The organism is Synechococcus sp. MIT S9508, from assembly GCF_047303045.1.
Lineage (GTDB): Bacteria > Cyanobacteriota > Cyanobacteriia > PCC-6307 > Cyanobiaceae > Synechococcus_C.
This window is the reverse complement of the sequence record NZ_CP138941.1, coordinates 132,052-153,954: the sequence shown is the minus strand read 5'-3', so window position 1 is coordinate 153,954 and position 21,903 is coordinate 132,052. Positions and strand designations below refer to the sequence as shown.

Here is a 21,903-nt window from a genome sequence, read left to right as displayed (position 1 = left end):
GTGGCCAATCCTTAGGATCGAATTTGCACCGTGATGGATGTTGCATCCAAAACGGGATCAGCCCGACTCTTATCCAGGTCATGACACACCTCACCGGCTCCTCCTGGCCTTACAGCGACAGCGCTGCGCCCCAGGCAGTGGCCGGTGAGAAGGACGCCTGTGGAGTGGGATTCTTAGCGCAGATGCAAGGGCATCCCAGCCATTGGGTGCTGAAGCAGGCCTTGCGTGGCCTCGGTTGCATGGAACACCGCGGTGGTTGTGGGGGTGACTCTGACTCCGGAGATGGTGCGGGTGTTTTGTGTGAAATTCCATGGACCTATCTCCGGGCAATCTGGCCGGAAGCCGCTGACGCCAAAGGGCTGGGAATGATGTTCCTGCCCACAGACGCTGAACGTCGCCAGCAGGCTCGACAGTTCTTTGAAGAGGAAGCTATTGCACTTGGTCTGCAGTTCGCCGGTTGGCGCGAGGTGCCTGTCGATGCAGCAGTGCTTGGGCCTCTGGCCCGTGAAACGGCTCCAGTAATTGAGCAGTGGTTGGTTAAGGGGGACGCTGAAGGTGATGCCTTCGAGGCGCTTCTTCTGCGTCTCCGGCGCCGTGTTGGAGCCAGGGCCAGGGAAGCGTGGGGGTTCGAGGGCTCACGCGCTTTTTATGTGGCTTCTCTGAGCAGCCGAACGGTTGTTTACAAGGGCATGGTGCGATCGGAAGTGCTCGCTCAGTACTACGCCGATCTGCGGGACTCCCGCTTTGAAGTGAGCTTCGCGGTGTATCACCGGCGCTTCAGCACGAATACCCTCCCCCGCTGGCCCCTGGCCCAGCCGATGCGGTTGTTGGGGCATAACGGTGAGATCAACACCCTGCTGGGCAATCTCAATTGGGCGAAGGCCTCTGAAGCCAGCCTCGCTGGCGTCTGGGGAGAAGCTGCGGACGACCTCAACCCCGTGGTGAATCCAGCTTTCAGCGATTCAGCCAACCTCGACGCCACCCTTGAGCTGATGGTGCGCAGTGGTCGTTCCGTCACCGACAGCCTGATCACCCTGGTCCCTGAAGCATTCCGCAACCAGCCGGACCTCGACAGCCGTCCTGATGTGACGGCCATGTATGAATTCAACGCTGGTATCCAGGAGCCCTGGGACGGCCCGGCTCTGTTGGTGTTCGCTGACGGCAAGCGTGTTGGAGCAACCCTGGATCGCAACGGCCTGCGTCCAGCTCGCTGGTGCTCCACGGAGGATGGCTTCGTGATCATGGGATCCGAGACCGGTGTGGTCGATCTCAGCGGCAAGACCGTGGTCCAGAAAGGTCGGCTCGGTCCAGGTCAGATGCTCGCGGTGGATCTGCAGACAGGCCAACTCCTTGACAACTGGTTGGTCAAGGAAGACGCCGCTGGACGTTTCCCCTACGGCAATTGGTTGGAGCAATACCGCCGCAATGTCCGTCCGCAAGCTTGGACTCAGTCTCAGCAGGTCGGAGAACTCGATCTGCTGAGACTGCAGACCGCCATGGGCTTCACCGCAGAGGATTTCGATCTGATCATCGGCGATATGGCCTCCTTAGGAAAGGAGCCCACCTTCTGCATGGGGGATGACATCCCACTGGCGGTGCTCTCAGACAAGCCCCATTTGCTCTACGACTATTTCAAGCAGCGCTTCGCGCAGGTCACGAATCCACCGATCGATCCCCTGCGGGAACAACTGGTGATGAGCCTGGAGATGCATCTCGGTGAGCGTCGTCCGGCCTTGAAACCTCAGGCGGAAGCAGCTTCGGTGATTCATCTCGATACCCCGGTTCTCAATGAGGCCGAGCTGGAAGAGATCAGCCAGCAAGGTCTCCCGGTTCAGTTCTTGTCTACCCAGGTGGCGGTTGAATCCTGCACCGGTGGATTTCAAGCTGTTCTTGATGCCCTGTGCCAGGCAGCTGAGCAAGCCGTGCACGCTGGGGCTCAGGTTTTGGTGCTCTCCGACCGCGTTGATGCCAACGCTGAGCCCACACCCCTGACGGCCACCACGGTGGCGATGCCGGCACTGCTCGCCGTTGGCTCCGTCCACCACCATCTGTTGCGCCGCAAGTTGAGATTGCGCTGCTCCCTTGTGGTGGACACTGCTCAGTGCTGGAGCACCCATCACATGGCATGCCTGATCGGCTACGGCGCCAGTGCAGTTTGTCCGTGGTTGACCTGGGAGACCACCCGCCACTGGCTCCAACACCCCAAAACCAGAAAACGGATTGAGCAGGGAAAGCTTCCCGACCTGAGTGCTGATCAGGTTCAGGCCAATGTGCGTGTCTCTCTGGAAAACGGCCTCAGAAAGATTCTGTCCAAGATCGGAATTTCGCTTCTGGCCAGTTATCACGGTGCTCAGATCTTTGAGGCGATCGGGCTCGGAGCCGATGTGATCGAGACCGCTTTCAGCGGCACGACCAGTCGGGTTGCCGGCATGACCCTTGCGGAACTGGCGAACGAAACACTCTCCATGCATGCCAAGGCCTTCCCCGAGCTGAACCGCAGCAAGCTCGAATTCATGGGTTTTGTTCAATACCGCAATGGTGCGGAGTATCACCGCAACAACCCTGAACTCTCCAAGGCCCTGCACAAGGCTTTGGCCCAGGGTCCTGGCTATGACCATTTCTCCACCTACAAGACCTTGCTGGAGAACCGTCCGGTGATGGCGCTGCGTGACCTGCTGGAGTTCAATGTCGCGTCCTCGCCGTTGCCCCTCGATCAGGTGGAGAGCGTGGAAAGCATCTGCACCCGTTTCTGTACCGGCGGTATGAGCCTCGGAGCTCTATCTCGTGAAGCTCACGAGGTTCTGGCGGTGGCCATGAACCGGATCGGCGGTAAGAGCAACAGCGGCGAAGGTGGTGAAGATCCTGCTCGCTTCCAGGTGCTGAGCGATGTGGATGGCGACGGCCGGTCCGTTGCTTTCCCCAGCATCGGCGGGCTTCAGAACAGGGATACCGCCTGCTCTGCGATCAAGCAGATCGCCTCAGGACGCTTCGGTGTGACGGCTGAATATCTCAGGAGCGGGAAACAGCTGGAAATCAAGGTGGCCCAGGGTGCCAAGCCTGGAGAAGGTGGCCAGCTCCCCGGGCCGAAAGTGGACAAGTACATCGCCTGGCTTCGCAACAGCAAGCCTGGTGTCGCTTTGATTTCACCGCCACCTCATCACGACATCTATTCGATTGAAGATCTGGCCCAGCTGATCCATGATCTGCACCAGGTGCATCCTTCGGCGCCGGTCAGCGTCAAGCTGGTCGCCGAGATCGGTATCGGCACGATCGCTGCCGGGGTGGCCAAGGCCAACGCGGACGTGATCCAAATCTCCGGCCACGACGGAGGCACAGGTGCTTCCCCCCTGAGTTCGATCAAGCACGCGGGTGGGCCCTGGGAACTGGGCCTCACAGAAGTGCATCGCTCTCTGCTCGAGAATGGCCTTCGCGACAGAGTTCTGCTCAGAGCCGATGGCGGTCTCAAGACCGGCTGGGATGTGGTGATCGCTGCTCTGCTCGGTGCTGAGGAATATGGCTTTGGTTCGATCGCCATGATCGCCGAAGGCTGCGTGATGGCGCGTGTTTGTCACCTCAATAGCTGCCCGGTTGGAGTGGCGACACAGAAAGAGAACCTGCGTCAGCGCTTTACGGGAGTTCCTGAGCACGTTGTGAATTTTTTCTGGTACGTCGCCGAAGAGGTGCGCCAGCTGATGAGTCTGCTTGGTGTGGCCCGACTGGAGGATCTCATTGGTCGCAGCGACCTCCTCAAGCCCAGAGGCGTTTCGCTGGCCAAAACCAAGTGCGTGGATCTTTCTAGCCTTCTGGCACCGATCAGTGGTTCTGAAGATCGTTCATGGTTGACCCACAGTGCTGAAGCCCACGGCAATGGGCCGATTCTCGAAGACCAACTGTTGGCCGACCCCGAGCTGATGGCGGCCATTGACAGTCAGCGATCCATTCGCCGCACGGTTGAGATCATCAACACCGACCGGAGTGTCTGCGCTCGTCTGGCCGGTGAGATTGCCCAGCGCTACGGCAATCGTGGCTTCGTGGGCCAGCTTGATCTCACCTTCCGTGGAGCTGCTGGTCAAAGCTTTGGGGCCTTTCTCGTTCAGGGCATGAATGTGCGCCTTGAAGGGGAAGCCAATGACTATGTCGGCAAGGGCATGAACAGCGGTCGCATCACGCTTGTGCCATCGGATTCCACTGCGAATCCTGGTGACCAGGTGATTCTTGGCAACACCTGTCTGTATGGAGCAACCGGTGGTGAGCTCTTCGCTCATGGGCGTGCTGGTGAGCGTTTCGGTGTCCGTAACAGCGGCGCCTGCACGGTGGTTGAGGGTGCCGGCGACCACTGCTGTGAATACATGACTGGTGGCATTGTGGTGGTGCTTGGCAGCACTGGTCGCAATGTTGGCGCTGGGATGACCGGAGGCGTGACGTTCCTTCTCGATGAAGGTGACCGGGTCACGCCACGCGTGAACCCGGAGATCGTGGAGGTGTGCCCAATTACCACATCTGAGCAGGAGGCCACGCTCAAGGGTCTGCTTGAGCTTCACGTCGCGGCCACCGGCAGTGAGAAAGCTTCGGATCTTCTGTCTGACTGGTCTGCCGCAAGGAGCCGTTTCAAGGTTCTGGTCCCCCCCAGCGAACGGGCTGCCATGGGGCTTGCCGACAAACAGGCGGTTGCGGCCTGATCGTTCTTCCGCACCGTGCCCTGGTTCATCAAGACCGAAACCTTCACCTCGGAGACGGCCGCCCTGCCCATTGAGCAGAAGCGGCCTCATCTTGAGGCTCATCGCCAATGGGTGATGTCCCATTGCAACAGCGGACGTCGCATCCACAGTGGTTATCTGGTGGATGGTGAGCAGCGGCCAGGCGGAGGTGGGCTCTTGATCTTTGAAGCCAGTAGCTTTGAAGACGCTCACCGCTGGGTTCAAGACGATCCGATGATTCAGGCCGGACTGGTGAACTGGCAGTTGCAGCAATGGATCCAGATCGGCGGTTATGAGCTCTGATCGTCAGCGTGGGTGGCTGATCATCAGCCGCTGTACTTCGCCGGCGTGATAGCTGCTGCGTGTGAGTGGGCTGCTCACCACCTGCAGGCAACCCAGCTCTTGTTCACCAATCAGCCGGTAACGGTCGAACTGCTCCGGAGTCACAAAGCGGTTCACAGGTAAGTGTCTTGGGCCGGGAGAGAGGTACTGGCCAATGGTCACAATGTCGACGCGGTGGGCGCGCAAGTCGCGTAACACTTCGATCACCTCCTCATCGTTTTCTCCCAGGCCCACCATCAGACCTGATTTGCTGTACGACCTGGGCCATCCATCTCTCACCCGTTTCAGCAGCTCCAGAGAGCGTTCGTAATTGCCCTGAGGTCTGGCTCGTCTGTAAAGGCGTGGAACGGTTTCGATGTTGTGGTTGAGCACATGCGGCGCGGCGTCCATCACCGTTTCCAGTGCGTCCCAGTTGCCGCAAAGGTCGGGGATCAGCAGTTCGATTGTGGTGAAGGGAGAGCGTCGTTTCACCTGCTCAATGCAGGCAACGAACTGGCTCGCTCCTCCATCGCTCAGATCGTCGCGATTCACCGAGGTGATCACCACATGCTTGAGTTTCAGCCGCGACACCGCTTCGCCAAGACGCTCCGGTTCGGTGGGGTCCAGCGCTCGAACGCTCTTGTCGAAGTCGATATCGCAGTAGGGGCAAGCACGCGTGCAGCCCGGCCCCATGATCAGAAATGTGGCGGTTCCCCCGGCGAAGCATTCACCGATATTTGGACAACTTGCTTCCTGGCAGACCGTGTTGAGCTTGAGGTCAAGAAGCAGGTCGGCAACAGCTCCGATGCGTTCCCGCTGAGGGGCTTTGACGCGCAACCAGTCAGGTTTCAGAACTGAGGTCATCTTCTACAGTCGGGCCATCGGGATGTGGCGCAGCTTGGTAGCGCACTTCGTTCGGGACGAAGGGGCCGCAGGTTCGAATCCTGTCATCCCGACTGCACTAGGTCGTCATCAATTCAGAGTGGCACCTGGGTAACCCCTTGGGGTCACCATGCGGCCGTCCTGGACTCGGCTGCTGCTGTTTCCAATCACCAACACCGTAAGCATGTCTACGTCTTCAGGCCGCAGCTTGCCCAGGCTGTGAAGACTGACTTGCTCGTCACTGCGTCCAAGCTGGCGAGCCATCACCACAGGAGTCGTCTCCGGACGCGCGCAGAGCAGAATCTCCCGGGCCCTTGTCAGCTGCCAGTTGCGATCCCTGGAGCGAGGGTTGTAGATCGCAACCACAAAATCGCCGGAGGCAGCTGCCTCGATGCGTCGTTCGATCACCTGCCAGGGCGTGAGCCGGTCGCTCAGAGAGATGGTGCAGAAGTCGTGCATCAGTGGTGCCCCTGCCCTTGCGGCAGCCAGTTGCAGTGCGGAGAGGCCAGGATGCACCTGGAAGCGAGGACGTTCTGTTTCAGGCAGGTCCATCCAAAGCTCCAGCGCCAGCCCAGCCATGCCGTAGATGCCGCTGTCTCCTGAGGAGATCAGTGCCACACGGGCGCCCTGACGGGCCAAATCCAGTGCTTGCCAGCAGCGATCCCGTTCACGGGTGAGTTGTCCGTCCAATCGGACTTGATCGCAACGACGCAGCGGTTCAAGCAGATCCAGGTAAAGGCCATATCCCACCCAGAGGACGCAGCGGCTGAGCGCTGTGCGGGCGTCGGCAGTGAGCAGTTGCAGTGACCCTGGCCCACTGCCAACCAGATGCAGCTCTCCTTTGTTGGCTGCCAAGGGATGAGCAGCCTCTGCGATCGCCACCGTCACGGCACCCTGTTCGCCGCCCTCGGCATGGAAGATCCGCTTGGAATGCAACAGCTTTGCGCCATCTCCTGATGCCAGAACTGCAGAGGCTTCCGCAACGGATGCTGTGCCCATCTCCGCCTTCACTACTTCAGAGGGCGTGGGCACGGCGACATCGGCGAGGGCAGCGGCGCCGAACAGTCGTAACGGCCAATTTTGATGCTCACAGAACTCCAGCAGAGCCGGCTCGTCACCCTTGGCCTCGATGCTGCTGATGCCTGCCACGGACTCCTTGGCCAGTCCTGCGGACTGAAGAGAGCGATCCACAGCTCGTTGAATCAATGCAAGGCAGCTCAAGCGTTCGCAGCCGATGCCGATCCAGAGCGTGGCTGGGTGCCAGCGACAGGGAGCCCCGTCGGAGCGTGGACCGATGGCGAGCGCAATCCCGTGTTCGGAGTCAGCGGTAACGCCGAAGTGTTGACCAGCGGTACTACTGCGCCAGAGGTCCGTTCCTGTTTGCTGAACAACATTGAGGCTTGGTCCAGAGGCCTGGGAGAGCATGAGGTCATGCCAGGCTTCCGGCGTGCCGCCACGCACCCATCCCCAGGCTTCTCCGAAGGCGTCGAGAGCCAGTCGCTCCTGGCTCGCTGCATCACCGGTCAGCACCACTTGCCCGCCTAGTGCCGCAGCCAGTGCATGGGCCAGCTGTTCCGCTCCTGCCGCATGACCACCAATCAGGGGCACGATGTTTTGACCGTGAGCATCCATCACCACCACGGCAGGATCGTTCTGCTTACCGCTCAGCAACGGTGCGATCAGTCGTGTGACGGCACCCATGGCTCCGATCACGATTGTGGGCCCACCCCTCCGCCACTGGTCGCTCAGAAATTCCGCAGCCGGTGCGACCAACAAGTCGCTGGGAGAGGTTTGCAGTGCTGCGGCGGCTAGAGGTGTTAATCCCACCCGATCCGCCTGTCCCGCCTGTTGCAGCTGCTGAAGGAGGGGCCAGGCACTCACGGATAGGCCCAGTGCGAGTGGCGCTTCCATCAGCTGGATGAAGGTGGTGTCGACAGCGTTCAGGGCTAGTGGCCTCAGGGAATCAGCGCTGGGTGCCATCCTCGTTCAACAGCTCCCTAGCTGATCCTCCCAGGCTGCTGGTGATCCGTAGCTTCTCTGGCTCGGATGCCGGTTCTGTTGTCCTGATGCTTCGCTCGGGCGCAGCCTTGTCGGCTTTGCTGGTCGCCAGCGGTTCTTCGCTGTCGGCGGCTGACTGATCAGGCAGCACTGGCAGCTCATCGTCAGCCGTGATGGCCGGAGGCGAGGAGTCGATCTGCTGCGGGCTTGGATCCATGGATTGTTGTTCCATGGTTGGCTCCTCAATGGTTGATTCCTCAAATGTTGGTTCCTCAACTCTTGGTGCGGTCGGTGTGTTGATCGGTGCTGAAGGGTCGTCTTGGATGGACTTTTTAGTCTCAGTTTCGGTTTCAGAGTCAGGATTGAGCGCAGTCTGTGGCGGTGTTGCGTCTCTCTGAGGTGACTGTTCTGTTTCAGGAATGGCGACGCCAAGCAGACGCGCCATCTGCTCATCGCTCAGCTTCGACTGCATCCAAATCGGACGGAGGCCGGGACGCGCTGCGGTGGCTCGTAATTGATTGTTGAAGACCGGAGTGATCGGATCGCCAAGACCATCCAGCAGTTCCATCTGCACGCTGCCATTCCCGTTGCCTGATGCTTTCAGCCAAAGAGCCTCCTGGCGGTCAACCAAAAAACTGTCGCCATTCACGCTGATCCTCAGCCTCCAGCGGCCATCCCCCTCCCGTAGGTTCTGCAGCGGGGCGTTCCAGATCAGCCAGTCGATCAGCAAAGGATCACCGTTGCTGAGATCCGAGGGGCTGACTACTGAAAGCCAGGGAGCATCCTGATTCGGCTGCGTTCCTGAAAGCTGCTGCAGGAGATCCAGTCGCCACTGGAGGCTGGCTCCCTGAGATTTCACGGCTTCACCCCAGGGCATGGCCGCATAGGCCGTAAAGCGATGACTCCCCGGGGTGAGACCGGGAAGCGTGATCTGCAGTCGATCGTTTTCGGCGTGCCAGAAACGCAGTGGTGGATCGTCGTCGATCTGCAGGGCCACATGGGCTCCAAGGCCCAGTTGTGGATCCTCAGCCAACGGCCAATCCTGGATCCGCAACGTGACTTGCACCTCACCGGTTTTCAGCAGGGCGCCATCGGAGGGTTTGATCAGTTCAAGTCGGGGGGTATGGCTGCTTAGCGCTGCTTGTAGCTGCTGCACAGCGCCCGGGGGACTGACTTCCTGCAGTCGCCCGGAAGGTGAAGAAACACTGATGATCTCTGCAGAGCGCTCTCCATCGCCTGAGCTGTCTGCTCCCCAGGGCCAGGCCTGCGCGGTTGCGGCGGGGACCACCATGATCCACAGGGCAAGCAGAGTCTGCAGCCAGTGATGAAGGTGGTACGTCCGGCCTGATGCCGCCATGGGCCAAAGCTTGATTCGACCCATTCTGGGCACCGATGGGAAGGACGCACTATTGGGAATGATTTGCATTAAATAGATCGATATGTGTCGCCTGTTTGTGTTGCTCAACGCGCCTAATCGGGGTCTCCTCGCTGATGCTCGAGCTGATCCAGATTCCAGGTCTGGACAGGCCCGCGACCGGATTGAACCTTTGTAACTCCCTGTCGTGTGATGACTGCTCCCCCTCCTATGCTTCCCGCAGCGGTCCCCTCTTTGGGGCCCTAGCTCCAGTGAGAGTCAGGGTTCATTACTCTGAACGCCACTGGCGCCCGGTCACGGTGAAGCTTGCTGATCCGCGCCCGGGGCCCCGGTAATCCCATGGATTTCCGGAGGGGTGTCCCACCACCTCGATCCCGTCCCTCGAGGAACGACTCGATGACCATCAGCCCACCAGAGCGTGGGAGCACCGCGAAGACTCAGGTCGAGAAGGTCGACAATCCAGCGACCTTCGAATTGTTCGGAAAGCCCGGACATTTCGACCGAGCCCTCGCGAAAGGTCCCAAAACCACCACCTGGGTTTGGAACCTCCACGCCAACGCTCACGATTTCGACAGCCACACGAGTGACCTTGAGGAGGTTTCTCGGAAGATCTTTAGTGCTCACTTCGGTCATCTGGCCGTGATCTTCATCTGGCTGAGTGGTGCCTTTTTCCATGGCGCCCACTTCTCCAATTTCTCCGGCTGGCTTGCCGATCCCACCCATGTGAAGCCAAGCGCTCAGGTGGTTTGGTCGGTTTTCGGCCAGGAAATCCTCAACGGCGATATGGGTGCCGGCCACCAAGGCATCCAGATCACCTCCGGTCTCTTCCATGTCTGGAGGGCCTGGGGCATTACCAATGAGACGCAGTTGATGTCTCTCGCCATTGGCGCTCTCGTGATGGCCGGCCTGATGCTGAATGCAGGCGTTTTTCACTATCACAAGGCAGCTCCGAAGCTTGAGTGGTTCCAGAACGTTGAGTCGATGCTCAACCACCACTTGGCTGGTCTGCTGGGCCTGGGCTCACTGTCCTGGACCGGTCACTTGCTGCATGTGTCTCTGCCTACCACGAAGTTGATGGATGCCATCGACGCCGGCCAGCCGCTGGTGTTGAACGGCAAGACCATTTCTTCCGTGGCAGACATTCCTCTTCCCCACGAATTCTTTAATCAGGATCTGCTAGCTCAGCTTTATCCAGGATTCAGTGCCGGCATCGGTGCTTTTTTCAATGGCAACTGGGCTGCCTATAGCGATTTCCTCACCTTCAAGGGTGGAATCAATCCTGTGACCGGAAGCATGTGGATGACCGATATCGCTCATCACCATCTGGCGATCGCGGTGCTGTTCATCGTGGCCGGACACATGTACCGGACCAACTGGGGAATCGGTCACTCCATGAAGGAGATCCTCGAGGGCCAGAAAGGCGATCCTCTGCTTTTCCCTGCAACGAAGGGCCATGACGGCCTGTTCGAGTTCATGATCAACAGCTGGCATGCCCAGCTGGCTCTGAACCTTGCAATGCTCGGCTCCTTGAGCATCATCGTTGCCCAGCACATGTACGCGATGCCTCCCTATCCGTACATGTCGATTGACTATCCGACTCAGATCGGTTTGTTCACCCATCACATGTGGATTGGTGGCTTCCTGATCGTCGGTGCTTCAGCTCACGCCGCCATCGCGATGATTCGCGATTACGACCCTGCCAAGCACGTGGACAACGTCTTGGACAGAGTGCTCAAGGCCCGTGACGCTCTGATCAGCCACCTCAACTGGGTGTGCATCTGGCTTGGCTTCCACAGCTTCGGCCTGTACATCCACAACGACACAATGCGTGCTCTGGGTCGTCCCCAGGACATGTTCAGTGATTCCGCGATCCAACTGAAGCCCGTCTTTGCACAGTGGATTCAGGGTCTGCATGCCTCAGCTGCCGGCAGCACCGCTCCTAACGCTCTCGCTGGCGTCAGTGAAGTGTTCAACGGTTCCGTTGTTGCCGTAGGCGGCAAGGTCGCGGCGTCTCCAATTCCTCTGGGCACTGCGGACTTCATGGTCCACCACATTCACGCCTTCACGATTCACGTGACGGTGTTGATTCTGCTCAAGGGTGTTCTTTACGCCCGTAATTCCCGTCTGATTCCAGACAAAGCCAACCTTGGTTTCCGCTTCTCCTGCGATGGCCCTGGTCGCGGCGGCACCTGCCAGGTGTCTGCTTGGGACCATGTCTTCCTTGGTCTGTTCTGGATGTACAACTCCCTGTCTGTCGTCATTTTCCACTTCTCCTGGAAAATGCAGAGCGACGTGTGGGGTGCGGTGAGGCCTGATGGCTCAGTCCAATACCTCACCAATGGCAACTTCGCCAACAGCGCCATCACCATCAACGGTTGGTTGCGTGATTTCCTGTGGGCTCAGGCCGTTCAGGTGATCAACAGCTACGGCTCCAACACAGCCGGCTACGGAATCATGTTCCTTGGTGGTCACTTCATCTGGGCTTTCAGCCTGATGTTCCTCTTCAGTGGCCGCGGCTACTGGCAGGAGCTGATTGAGTCCATCGTCTGGGCTCATAACAAGCTGAAGGTGGCCCCTGGCATCCAGCCTCGTGCGCTGTCCATCATCCAGGGCCGTGCTGTCGGTGTTGCTCACTATCTTTTGGGCGGCATCACAGTCACTTGGTCCTTCTTCCACGCCCACATCCTTGTGGTGGGCGGCTGACCTTTCCTGAACTTTCCCTCTAATGGCAACGAAATTTCCTTCGTTCAGCCAGGGTCTGGCACAGGACCCGACAACCCGCCGCATCTGGTACGGGATCGCCACGGCTCACGACTTCGAGAGCCATGACGGAATGACGGAGGAGAGGCTTTACCAAAAGCTCTTCTCCACCCATTTCGGGCATCTCGCGATCATCGGTCTCTGGGTTTCGGGAAACCTGTTCCATATCGCCTGGCAGGGCAACTTCGAACAGTGGGTCGCCGACCCTCTGCACGTGAAGCCCATTGCTCACGCAATCTGGGATCCCCATTTCGGTCAAGGCGCCATTACCGCCTTTACTCAAGCGGGAGCCACATCGCCAGTGAACATTGCCTATTCAGGCCTGTATCACTGGTTCTACACAATTGGCATGACCAAGAATGCCGAGCTGTATCAGGGTTCCATCTTCATGATGATCCTGTCGGCCTGGGCACTCTTCGCCGGTTGGCTGCACCTGCAGCCCAAGTTCCGTCCGTCACTCGCATGGTTCAAGAATGCTGAGTCGCGTCTGAACCACCACCTGGCTGTCCTCTTCGGTTTCAGCTCTATTGCCTGGACCGGACATCTGGTGCACGTGGCGATTCCTGAATCCAGGGGTCAGCACGTTGGGTGGGACAACTTCCTGAGCGTGATGCCTCACCCCGCCGGTCTTGGACCTTTCTTCACCGGCAACTGGGGTGTATATGCACAGAATCCTGATTCCGCGGGTCAAATCTTCGGTACGGCCGAAGGCTCTGGAACTGCGATTCTCACCTTCCTCGGTGGCTTCCATCCTCAGACAGAAGCTCTCTGGCTCACTGACATCGCCCATCACCACCTGGCGATTGGTTGCCTATTTGTGATCGCTGGTCACATGTACAGGACCAACTTCGGTATCGGACACTCCATCAAGGAGATCCTCGAAGCTCATAACCCTCCCAAGGGCACTCCCGGTGATCTCGGCGCTGGCCACAAGGGTCTTTACGACACCTTGAACAACAGCCTTCACATGCAGCTCGGCCTTGCTCTTGCCTCGCTGGGTGTGGTCACCTCCCTGGTGGCGCAACACATGTATGCGATGCCGTCGTATGCCTTCATCGCCAAGGCTTATACGACACAGGCTGCTCTCTATACGCACCACCAGTACATCGCCATCTTCCTGATGTGCGGTGCTTTCGCCCACGGAGCGATCTTCTTCATCCGTGACTACGACCCCGAAGCCAACAAGGACAATGTCCTGGCCCGGATGCTTGAGCACAAGGAAGCGATCATCAGCCACCTGAGCTGGATCACTCTCTTCCTTGGTTTCCACACGCTTGGTCTTTACGTTCACAACGACGTTGTTGTGGCGTTCGGAACACCTGAGAAGCAGATTCTGGTTGAGCCCGTCTTTGCCCAGTTCGTTCAAGCCGCTTCGGGTAAGGCGATCTACGGTTTCGACGTTCTGCTCTCCAATTCCGCTGGTGCTGCAGCCAATGCCAACGCTGCCTACATGGGTGGCTGGATGGATGCCATCAACGGGAACACCGACGTGTTCTTGCCGATCGGCCCTGGTGACTTCATGGTTCACCACGCCATCGCTCTTGGTCTGCACACCACAACTCTGATCCTGGTCAAAGGTGCTCTGGATGCCCGTGGCTCCAAGCTCATGCCAGACAAGAAGGACTTTGGTTACTCCTTCCCCTGCGACGGCCCTGGCCGTGGCGGTACTTGTGACATCTCTGCCTGGGACGCCTTCTATCTAGCCGTCTTCTGGGCCCTGAACACAATCGGTTGGGTCACCTTCTATTGGCATTGGAAGCACCTGGCCATCTGGCAGGGCAACGTGGCTCAGTTCAATGAGTCCAGCACCTACCTAATGGGTTGGTTCCGCGACTATCTGTGGCTGAATTCCTCCCAGCTGATCAACGGTTACAACCCCTTCGGCAGCAACAATCTCGCCGTCTGGGCCTGGATGTTCCTGTTCGGCCACCTCGTCTGGGCGACTGGATTCATGTTCCTTATCTCCTGGCGCGGTTACTGGCAGGAGCTGATCGAGACCATTGTTTGGGCTCATCAGCGCACACCGCTCGCCAACCTTGTTGGCTGGCGCGACAAGCCTGTGGCTCTGTCCATCGTTCAGGCTCGTGTTGTGGGTCTCGCCCATTTCACGATTGGCTACATCCTCACGTATGCCGCCTTCCTGATTGCATCGACATCCGGCAAGTTCGGCTGATCAATCCTGATTGCCCTCACTGCAGGGCAATCTTTCATTCGCCCCTGCCCAAGTCATCTGGCGGGGGTTTTTTGTTGGCTGAATCTGAATGGCGGAGAACAATTAAGCCGTTGATCAGCCGCTAAAAAGAATGTCGAGTGTTCGCAGATAGGTATGGAGTCCTGCGTCCTGAATCGGCAGCACATAGGCATCTGCACCTGACTCGTTGTGGTGGGAATGCCAGTAGCCCGGTGGAGTCACAAAAGCGGCACCAGCTGCCCAATCTTCTCTGTGTGGGTTTCGGATTCTTCCCTGATCATCGAGCTCAGTGCCAATCAGGGTGTAGCAACCGGGTTCGCAGTTCACGGCGAAATCCAGTGCGATCGATTGGTGGCGATGGGGCTTTTGTTCCTGCCCTGCGGGCAGAATGCCGAGCATGGCCCAAAGAGTGTGACTGACCGTTCTTGTTTGGGGAAACGCTGAATTACCCAGCAGCACGCTGACCCGGTTGGCACGCGCTCCGCTGGGGCTGGCTGCAATCTCAGCAAGTCGCCCCTGGCTGTCGTGATGGCTGTAAAACGTTGGCTCAAAACGGGCTTCATTGGGAGTTACACCCAGAAAACGCAGCAGTGGTGCGTCGTGCACCCAGTAGAGAGCCGCTTTGCCAGAGCAGCAGTGAATGGCATCTCCTCCGGCGGGGAGAACGAGCATGTCGCCCTTGCTCCACTGGAAGTGTTCGCCGCAAGCTTCCGTGGCTCCCTGGCCATCGGCAACGAAGAACAACTGGCTTGTTGCTACAGCGGTAGTGCGCAGCTCGTCGCCATCCAGTCGGATGAAGTTGGCGCACAACGATGGGCCGGTGGCAGGTCCACTGCACTGCAGTTCTTCGCTCAGATCCAGAGGCATCACGGCACTGCCGTTTTGGGAAAAGAAAGCCGGGGAAAAGGAGCGATAGGGAACGGTGCCCGTCAGTCCGCTGCGAATCGGATTGGCCGCTTCGCCGTAGGAGAAATACTGAGCCTGAGCAGATGACGTTTGGCGATTCTTTGCGCTGCTCAGCATGCCGTGTCGTCTCAGCGCTTCAGGGAGCACACACCTTACAAATCTGTACATCTGGTCTTCGTATGCAAAGTGTCATGGCTTTGATCGATCTCAGTCACGTTTTGATCGTGTTGTCCGCGTCTACTGGAGCTTCACCGCTTGGGTTGAGTTCTGGATGTCATTCCCTTCCCTTCCCCCAAAACTGGAGCTCGTGGTGCTGCTGGTTGGCGTCGCCGCCGGTTACAACCTCACCTTGCAGATCCTGCCCAGAGAGCGAATTGATCTGGCTCAGCTTGAGGTGGATGAGCAGATTGCTGAGCGTGCAGCACCTCAGCCGCCATTTGCTCCCACGACGTTCGCTTCGATCGCGTCTAGGGCGTTAGTCACTGAATCGTCGTCCGGCGGGGCGTGCCTCATCCCTCCCGGGGGTGGCCCTGCCGTGAACGATCGTTTTGAGCCCTGTTGAAATCAGCTGTCCAGCTCCGGACTTGCCGCATCGACTCCTCGCCAGCGCTTGAACAGCAGATAGGTTGCGGGCACGATGAAGAGTGAGAGCAGCGTGGACACCAGCAGCCCGCTGAACACAACGGTGCCGATGCTGATGCGGCTGGCGGAGCCTGTGCCTGTGGCGAGCAGCAATGGCAGAAATCCGGCCAACGACGTCACTGCGGTCAGCAGGATCGGTCGCATCCTGTTCAGCGCTGCTTCCTCGATTGCATCCGTCAATGCGACGCCTTGCTTTAGACGCTGATTGGCGAATTCAACAATCAGGATTCCATTCTTGGCGGCCAGGCTCACCAGCACCAGCAGGCCCATCTGGGCGAAAACGTCAAGGGTGAGACCGCGTAGCTTCAGGCCGATCAGTGCTCCCAGCAGTGCCATCGGCACTGTGAGCAAGATGATCAGTGGGTCTACGAAGCTTTCATAGAGGCCCGCCAGCAACAGATACACCACCGTGACTCCAAGGCCGAACAGCACCCAGGACACAGATTCCGCCCGGGTCTCCTCTCTGGCAAGACCGGTGAAGGCGAGCCCCAGGTTGTTGCCTCCGGTCTGGTCACTGATCGACTGCAGGAGATCGATGGCTTGGCCGCTGCTGATCCCATCCGCTGTGACGGCAGTGATGCTAATGGATCGGTTCTGGTTGTAATGAGTGATTCGATTCGCTCCTGAATCACGCTTAAGCCGAGCAACGTTTGCCACAGAGACCAGATCGCCGCTGCGGTTGCGCACCATCAGGCTGGTGAGATCTCCAGGCGTGCTGCGATCTGTTCCCTCCAGTTGCAGATAGATGCTGCGGATTTCCCCTCCCGCGAAGGTGTCATCAATGAAACGGCCTCCGATGGCGGTTCCGATGTCCCTGAGAGTGGGACCCACCGGAAGGTCCAGAGCAGCCATCTGGCTTCGGTCCAGCTCTAGTAGCCATCGTGGTGAGCTTGCATCGAAGCGCGTGCTGACGCGCTGGAATTGTCCGGAGTTCTGGGCAGCAAGGATGAACTGTTGGGCCTGGGTCTCGAAATCCTGCAGGCTGAGCTGGCCTCTACTGCGATCCAGCAATTCCATCTGCAGGCCCGATTCGCTGCTGAAACCCCGCACTGTGGGCGGTGTGGTCACGATCACCTGAGCATCGGTGATGCGTCGTCTCAGCTCGCTGTTCAGGCGCTGCTTCACAGCTTCACTGCTGTTCTGCCGCCCTAAGCGTTCTTTCATGGGTGTGAGGCGCAGATAGAACGATCCCGTGTCCTCGCCGCTCTGTCCGAACGAGCTTCCGGCATAGAAATTGCCGCTGCGGATCAGGGGCTCTTCGGCAACTACCTCGCGGATGCGTTCCATCACAGCCTCGGTTCGTTCAAGGCTTGCCCCCTCCGGAAGCGTGAAATAACCGCGTACTTGGCCCTGATCTTCGTTGGGGATGAAGGAGGTGGGGATCGTCGACAGACCAATGCCGGTGAGCATCAGGCCTGCCAGCACCAGAGCGATCACGGTTCTGCCACGCGTTAGCCAAACCGCCAGCATCCGTGCGTAAAGACATTGCAACCGGGCCATGCCCGATTGCAGTCTGCGACTGATCAACCTGAGCGGTCCTGGCAAGCGTCCGTCGCCCTGTCCGAGCACGCGGGCGCAGGCCATCGGAGTGAAGGTGAGGGCATTGAACGTTGAGAACAGAATGGCGCCACTGATGGCCAGTGCAATCGGTTGATACAGGCGGCCTATGGAGCCAGGGATCAGCAGAACAGGCAGGAAGACTGCAGCCAGAACCAGCGATGTGGCCAACACGGCGCCCGCTAGTTCTGCCATCGCATCTTCCGCAGCCCCCTTTGGCTCCTCGCCCCGCTCGATCCGACCTGCGATGTCTTCGCTGACGACAATGGCGTCGTCGACCACGATGCCTGTGGCCAGCACGAGGCCAAACAGGATCAGGCTGTTGAGATTGGATCCGCTGAGGCGCACCACCACAAGACTGCCGATCAATGCCACAGGCACCGCCAGGCCGGGAATCAAGGCAAGGCGCCAGCGTCCCAGAAACAGCACCAGCACTAGCAAAACCAGCAGCACCGCGTCCCTGAGGGTGTCTCTGGTGCGATCGAGATTGGCCTGGACGGTTTCGGCCACATCCACGATCACCTGAACATCCAATCCAGGAGGAAAGCTGCTTTCCAGGCTTTTCAGCCTGTCTCGCACCGCCCGGCTGACCTCCAGTGCATTCGATCCATCCCGCTGGAAGATGCCGACAGCCACGGAGCTTTGGCCCTGAAGGTTGAGGGCGCTGCTGCCGTAGCTGCGTTGGCCCAGCTCAACGCGTCCCACATCCTTAAGCCGAACCAGGCCTCCGTTGTCGGTGCGTTTCACCACCATGGCTTCAAAGTCGGCCTGGCTGCGTAGACGCCCTTCGGCATCAACCGGCAGGCTGAACAACTGCCCTGCCGGTGCCGGTGCCTCACCCAGGTTGCCCACTGCGGCAAGAACGTTCTGATCTGCCAGAGCATTGGTGATGTCGTTGGTGGAGAGATTGAATTGCTCCAGCCGACTGGGATCCAGCCAGAGCCGATAGGCGAGCTCGCTACTGCCGAACACACGGATGTCGCCAACTCCAGGCGTGGTCCGCAGGCCTTCGCTCAGTTGCTGGTCGAGCCAGCCACCGATGAAGATCGGCTCATATAGCCCCGGAGGAGCGCTGAAGCCGAGGATCAGCAGGAGATCATTTGTGGAGCGGTTCACATTCAGCCCCTGCCGCGTTACGGCCTGGGGCAATCGGCGGCTGGCCAGGTTGACCTCGTTTTGAACCTTGATCACGTTGAGTTCTGGGTCGCCAGCCTCGAAGCGCAGGCTGAGACTTGCTCCGCCCTGTCGGCTGTTGGAGGTCATGCTCTCCAGGCCGTCGAGGTCACTGAGCTGGTTTTCCAGCACTGCCGTGACGCTTTGCTCGACAACTTCAGGACCTGCGGCAGGAAAACTGGCGCTCACGCTCACGCGGGTGGGAGCCAGTTGAGGCAGGTCTTCCAGCCCGAGGCCCACCAGAGACACCACACCCGCCAGCAGCACCAGCAGGCTGCAGACGATGGTGAAGACGGGCCGTCTCAGAAATGGCTGGGAGATGGACCGCAAGTCGGCGACCGCTCAGCAAGGGCTCAGATCCTGGCAGCAGAAAGCCCCAAATGAGTCATCGATGACGTCATCCGGGGCATCCCAAACAGTGATTTCAAACTCCCGTTTGAAGTTTAAAAGTAGTGAATCAGCCGACGGGAGCGACACCACCAGCGATCTTCGCCAAATAAAGCAACGGAGTTGCACTGACAAGGAACCAAGCAAATGCTGCTCCCCCGCAACCGCCAAGCCAGAAGCCACTTGTAAATTCCGACCAACCTTCTTTGGTGAAGAGGTCAGACGGTGGGCTGTCGATGGTGGCGTCAGCGGGTTGGACCTTGGGTCCGTTGCCAGCGGTGCCATAGATCGACAGGCATACAGTCAGGATAGAAACCAATCCGATCGAAGCAAGGAGTCCTGCGGAGGATGCGTAATCGCTGTTTCGGAGAGGACCGCAGACGGCGAAGGGCCCATACAGCAGATACCCATGGGTCATGCCGATCTCCAGGCCGCGTCTGTTCGGCGAGAGAGATGGTCGATAGATCGGCAACGCATTGAGGAACGCCTTGACGAAATAGCTGCTGTTCACCGGGGTGGCGAGATTGCCAACTGTTGGATCGGCGACGGGGGAAACAGACATGGATGAAGAAGCGGTGGGTGGGCAGTGCGCTTGATCGTTGACGGGGGCTTGCTAGCGATCAGTCAGCGGTAGTTTCGATCAGGTTGAACATCAGAACCATCACGACAGCTGGACCCAAAACCCCAGCCAGTGGGATGAATACAGAGGGCATCCAGGCAGCGGCGAATTCTCCAGTCATGGCAGCGACCCAAATGTCTGCGGTTACTGTAAAGACTGACTTTCTGGTGGTCTTCGACCGATCGGGTCGGTGACATAAAAGTTCAATCCATTCGGCCTCCGCTGCCTTGAACCTATGAATCAGCTGCTTGCAGGTGGTGCCGCCCTTGTATTGGTGATCGTGCTCTGGGGTCTTGGCCGACGGCCTGGCAAAACGCTGTTGCGCAGCACCGATGCGACCTCCGTGGCAGCCATCAACAGAGCCCAGCTGGGTCTGGTGCAGGTTTCATCGCCGCAGAAAGATCATGAGATTCAGCCAGGTTCTGCAAAGGGAACCTGCGATTCGGCCCCGTTCCAGCCCCCAGTCAGCAGCGCTGAGCGGATCTCCCTCGAGCGTCGGTTACGCGAGGCAATGGATCAAGGCAACCCAGGCCAGAGGCTTGAGGCCGTGAGGGTGGCCGGTCAGTGGGGGCATGCCTCCGTTCTGCCGCTGCTGAGGCGCGGTCTGCGTGATGCCGACAGTCTTGTTGTCGAAGCCGCTGCAACAGCCATTGAGCGTCACCGTGGAGCGACCCGACCGTCTCCGGCTCAGGTGGCCCGGCCCCCTCGCAACGTTGCCCGGATGCGATAGATCGGGCGCCCCTGGCTTTCGTGGTAGGTCCGGATCAGCAGTTCTCCCAACAGTCCGAAACAGAACAGCTGAATCCCGGCCAGGCCGAGTACGACAGCCATCGTGAGCAGTGGCCTGTTGCCGATGTCTTCACCCGTCAGTTTGATGACCAGCAAATAGGCGCTTGCCACCAGGCTTGTTGCAATGGCGACGAGGCCTCCAAACCCAAAGACATACATCGGCCGGGTGAGGAAGCGTTTCATGAACCACACCGTGAGCAGGTCCATCAGGACTCGAAAGGTGCGATCAATTCCGTATTTGCTGGTTCCGTACTGACGCGCACGGTGATTCACCTTCACTTCTGTTATTCGGGCTCCTTCGATGAAGGCCAGCGCTGGCAGAAAGCGATGTAGCTCCCCGTACAAGCGCATGTCGGACAGCACGTCGCGGTCATAGGCCTTGAGTGAGCAGCCATAGTCATGCAGGCGAACCCCAGTGACGCGCCCGATCAGACGATTGGCCAGTCTGGAGGGAAGTTTTCTCTGGAGCTCGGCATCCTGGCGATCAAAACGCCAACCGCTCACCAGGTCATACCCCTCGCGCAGCTTGTTGAGGAGCAGGGGGATGTCGGCGGGATCGTTCTGTAGATCACCATCGAGGCTCACGATCACCTGCCCTTGGGCGACATCAAAACCTGCCGCCATGGCAGCTGTCTGACCGTAGTTCTTGCGCAGCAGAACACCCACCAACTCCGGCACGTGCTCGCTGATGCTTTCCAGCACTGATGCGGTGTTGTCGGTTGAGCCGTCATTGACCAACACCAGTTCAAAGCGCTCTCCAATGGGTCGCAGCGCCTTCAGCAGCTGGTCCACCAGCTCAGGCAGGCTTTCCTCTTCGTTGTAGAGCGGCACCACAACCGAAAGGTCCAGCCCAGCCGTCATCAGGATCCGATCGAGATCCATGCAACCTAATCGGCGCCTGTTGGACCAATGCTGACCAGTAACAGCAGACCGGCACTCTGCTCATCACCAGGATCGATAGCGCCTATAGACGATCTGCGTGCCTAGATCGATCTTGCTGCCATTGGGGCAGATACCCTGCCGTTTGACCTTGAAGTAGCCGCTACTGCATTGCCCGATGGGAGTTCGTGAGGAGGAGTATTCTTCGCCAGGGCAATAGGCGTCTTCATCGATGGAGCGAAAATTGCGATAGCGCTCTCTGTCTTTGATGGTCACCATCAGCATTGCGTTGCCTTTGGTCGGTCCATCTGCATTGCCGGCTTTGGTCACAGACCAGCGGAACTCGTTCTCGCCTGGTGTCACGGAGAGAAAACTGCCGTGGTGCCGATCACCAAGACTGATCGAAAACCTCTCCGAACGTCTTCTGCCGCTGTCGTATTCACGGTTGGTATAGCCACCGGTGCGTCGGTTCCTGATCACAATCCGCTGATTGCCTGCCGGGGGCAGCGAGGCCAGAAAGCTCATGCCACTAATCGGTCTCACACTCTCGCCAGGACAATCGCCCCGGTAGATCGTGCGCATCAGTGTCAGCTGCTGGATGGGCTGACTGCGCTGAAGAAATTCCCCCTCACCGCCCATGGAGCTGGTTTCGATCATTCCTGGAGCTCCGAGATTCATCTGTGCGATGAACGGCCCTGCGAGCAGTGTCAGCGGATCCATGAGTCCG

15 protein-coding genes and 1 tRNA gene are annotated in these 21,903 nt (G+C 58.9%); 7 read left to right on the top strand and 9 right to left on the bottom strand.

Going from position 1 to position 21,903, the window contains the following annotated elements; all coding sequences use genetic code 11:
- Nucleotides 1-80: 80 nt before the first annotated feature.
- Together gltB and SIB42_RS00875 are read left to right on the top strand one after the other, a co-directional pair.
- Entirely contained in the window at nt 81-4,679 is a 4,599-nt protein-coding gene (gene gltB, locus SIB42_RS00880; RefSeq protein ID WP_067095212.1) for a glutamate synthase large subunit, read from the top strand.
- A 15-nt stretch (nt 4,680-4,694) separates the two neighbouring features.
- Nucleotides 4,695-5,000 carry a YciI family protein gene (locus SIB42_RS00875; RefSeq protein WP_067095215.1) on the top strand — a complete coding sequence of 102 codons (306 nt, stop codon included), beginning with the start codon at nt 4,695-4,697 and terminating at the stop codon, nt 4,998-5,000.
- A 3-nt stretch (nt 5,001-5,003) separates the two neighbouring features.
- Here the strand turns inward: SIB42_RS00875 and lipA are convergent, their stop codons facing one another.
- Complete coding sequence (lipA, locus tag SIB42_RS00870; RefSeq protein ID WP_067095218.1) at nt 5,004-5,882, bottom strand: lipoyl synthase; 879 nt, start codon at nt 5,880-5,882, stop codon at nt 5,004-5,006.
- 18 nt (nt 5,883-5,900) lie between these two features.
- Between lipA and SIB42_RS00865 the strand changes: the two genes are divergently transcribed.
- Nucleotides 5,901-5,974 (top strand) — tRNA-Pro (locus SIB42_RS00865).
- A 16-nt stretch (nt 5,975-5,990) separates the two neighbouring features.
- Here the strand turns inward: SIB42_RS00865 and cobJ are convergent.
- Both cobJ and SIB42_RS00855 read right to left on the bottom strand, forming a co-directional pair.
- Complete coding sequence (gene cobJ / locus SIB42_RS00860) at nt 5,991-7,811, bottom strand: precorrin-3B C(17)-methyltransferase (RefSeq protein WP_067095579.1); 1,821 nt, start codon at nt 7,809-7,811, stop codon at nt 5,991-5,993.
- Between the two features lie 52 nt (nt 7,812-7,863).
- Nucleotides 7,864-9,255: a hypothetical protein gene (locus SIB42_RS00855; RefSeq protein WP_067095582.1), complete on the bottom strand. Its 1,392-nt coding sequence runs from the start codon at nt 9,253-9,255 to the stop codon at nt 7,864-7,866.
- 414 nt (nt 9,256-9,669) lie between these two features.
- Between SIB42_RS00855 and psaA the strand changes: the two genes are divergently transcribed.
- Together psaA and psaB are read left to right on the top strand one after the other, a co-directional pair.
- Nucleotides 9,670-11,976, top strand: a complete 2,307-nt coding sequence (gene psaA / locus SIB42_RS00850) for a photosystem I core protein PsaA (RefSeq protein WP_067095221.1) — start codon at nt 9,670-9,672, stop codon at nt 11,974-11,976.
- Nucleotides 11,977-11,998: 22 nt separating this feature from the next.
- Entirely contained in the window at nt 11,999-14,206 is a 2,208-nt protein-coding gene (psaB, locus tag SIB42_RS00845) for a photosystem I core protein PsaB (RefSeq protein ID WP_067095224.1), read from the top strand.
- Nucleotides 14,207-14,320: 114 nt separating this feature from the next.
- Here psaB and SIB42_RS00840 read toward each other — a convergent pair whose 3' ends face one another.
- Nucleotides 14,321-15,247 carry a cupin gene (locus tag SIB42_RS00840; RefSeq protein ID WP_067095227.1) on the bottom strand — a complete coding sequence of 309 codons (927 nt, stop codon included), beginning with the start codon at nt 15,245-15,247 and terminating at the stop codon, nt 14,321-14,323.
- Nucleotides 15,248-15,401: 154 nt separating this feature from the next.
- Between SIB42_RS00840 and SIB42_RS00835 the strand changes: the two genes are divergently transcribed.
- Nucleotides 15,402-15,692: a hypothetical protein gene (locus tag SIB42_RS00835; RefSeq protein WP_067095585.1), complete on the top strand. Its 291-nt coding sequence runs from the start codon at nt 15,402-15,404 to the stop codon at nt 15,690-15,692.
- A 2-nt stretch (nt 15,693-15,694) separates the two neighbouring features.
- Here the strand turns inward: SIB42_RS00835 and SIB42_RS00830 are convergent, their stop codons facing one another.
- The 3 genes from SIB42_RS00830 to SIB42_RS00820 all read right to left on the bottom strand — a co-directional run bounded on the left by SIB42_RS00830 (nt 15,695) and on the right by SIB42_RS00820 (nt 19,629).
- Nucleotides 15,695-18,832 (bottom strand): efflux RND transporter permease subunit, encoded by a 3,138-nt coding sequence (locus SIB42_RS00830; RefSeq protein WP_067095229.1) that lies wholly within the window; start codon nt 18,830-18,832, stop codon nt 15,695-15,697.
- Between the two features lie 127 nt (nt 18,833-18,959).
- Nucleotides 18,960-19,451, bottom strand: a complete 492-nt coding sequence (locus SIB42_RS00825; protein ID WP_067095232.1) for a photosystem I reaction center subunit XI — start codon at nt 19,449-19,451, stop codon at nt 18,960-18,962.
- 58 nt (nt 19,452-19,509) lie between these two features.
- Nucleotides 19,510-19,629, bottom strand: coding sequence for a photosystem I reaction center subunit VIII (locus tag SIB42_RS00820; RefSeq protein WP_067095236.1), 120 nt, complete (start codon nt 19,627-19,629; stop codon nt 19,510-19,512).
- Between the two features lie 114 nt (nt 19,630-19,743).
- Here SIB42_RS00820 and SIB42_RS00815 point away from each other — a divergent pair, with 114 nt between their 5' ends.
- Nucleotides 19,744-20,238, top strand: a complete 495-nt coding sequence (locus tag SIB42_RS00815; RefSeq protein WP_067095239.1) for a HEAT repeat domain-containing protein — start codon at nt 19,744-19,746, stop codon at nt 20,236-20,238.
- On the opposite strand, the gene SIB42_RS00810 is transcribed toward SIB42_RS00815, so the two are convergent.
- Nucleotides 20,196-21,158 (bottom strand): glycosyltransferase family 2 protein, encoded by a 963-nt coding sequence (locus SIB42_RS00810; RefSeq protein ID WP_067095587.1) that lies wholly within the window; start codon nt 21,156-21,158, stop codon nt 20,196-20,198. The genes SIB42_RS00815 and SIB42_RS00810 overlap by 43 nt on opposite strands.
- An 84-nt stretch (nt 21,159-21,242) precedes the next feature.
- A complete protein-coding gene (locus SIB42_RS00805; protein WP_067095243.1) occupies nt 21,243-21,896 on the bottom strand; it encodes a hypothetical protein in 654 nt (217 codons plus the stop codon).
- Nucleotides 21,897-21,903: the final 7 nt, after the last annotated feature.

What these genes read in the sequence shown, in the direction of transcription:
- SIB42_RS00835 (WP_067095585.1), top strand. Translation starts at nt 15,402, where the DNA reads ATGTCATTCCCTTCCCTTCCCCCAAAACTGGAGCTCGTGGTGCTGCTG.
- lipA (WP_067095218.1), bottom strand. Translation starts at nt 5,882, where the DNA reads ATGACCTCAGTTCTGAAACCTGACTGGTTGCGCGTCAAAGCCCCTCAG.
- SIB42_RS00840 (WP_067095227.1), bottom strand. Translation starts at nt 15,247, where the DNA reads ATGCTGAGCAGCGCAAAGAATCGCCAAACGTCATCTGCTCAGGCTCAG.
- cobJ (WP_067095579.1), bottom strand. Translation starts at nt 7,811, where the DNA reads ATGGAAGCGCCACTCGCACTGGGCCTATCCGTGAGTGCCTGGCCCCTC.
- SIB42_RS00815 (WP_067095239.1), top strand. Translation starts at nt 19,744, where the DNA reads ATGAATCAGCTGCTTGCAGGTGGTGCCGCCCTTGTATTGGTGATCGTG.
- SIB42_RS00805 (WP_067095243.1), bottom strand. Translation starts at nt 21,896, where the DNA reads ATGGATCCGCTGACACTGCTCGCAGGGCCGTTCATCGCACAGATGAAT.
- gltB (WP_067095212.1), top strand. Translation starts at nt 81, where the DNA reads ATGACACACCTCACCGGCTCCTCCTGGCCTTACAGCGACAGCGCTGCG.
- psaB (WP_067095224.1), top strand. Translation starts at nt 11,999, where the DNA reads ATGGCAACGAAATTTCCTTCGTTCAGCCAGGGTCTGGCACAGGACCCG.
- SIB42_RS00810 (WP_067095587.1), bottom strand. Translation starts at nt 21,158, where the DNA reads ATGACGGCTGGGCTGGACCTTTCGGTTGTGGTGCCGCTCTACAACGAA.
- SIB42_RS00855 (WP_067095582.1), bottom strand. Translation starts at nt 9,255, where the DNA reads ATGGCGGCATCAGGCCGGACGTACCACCTTCATCACTGGCTGCAGACT.
- psaA (WP_067095221.1), top strand. Translation starts at nt 9,670, where the DNA reads ATGACCATCAGCCCACCAGAGCGTGGGAGCACCGCGAAGACTCAGGTC.
- SIB42_RS00825 (WP_067095232.1), bottom strand. Translation starts at nt 19,451, where the DNA reads ATGTCTGTTTCCCCCGTCGCCGATCCAACAGTTGGCAATCTCGCCACC.
- SIB42_RS00820 (WP_067095236.1), bottom strand. Translation starts at nt 19,629, where the DNA reads ATGACTGGAGAATTCGCCGCTGCCTGGATGCCCTCTGTATTCATCCCA.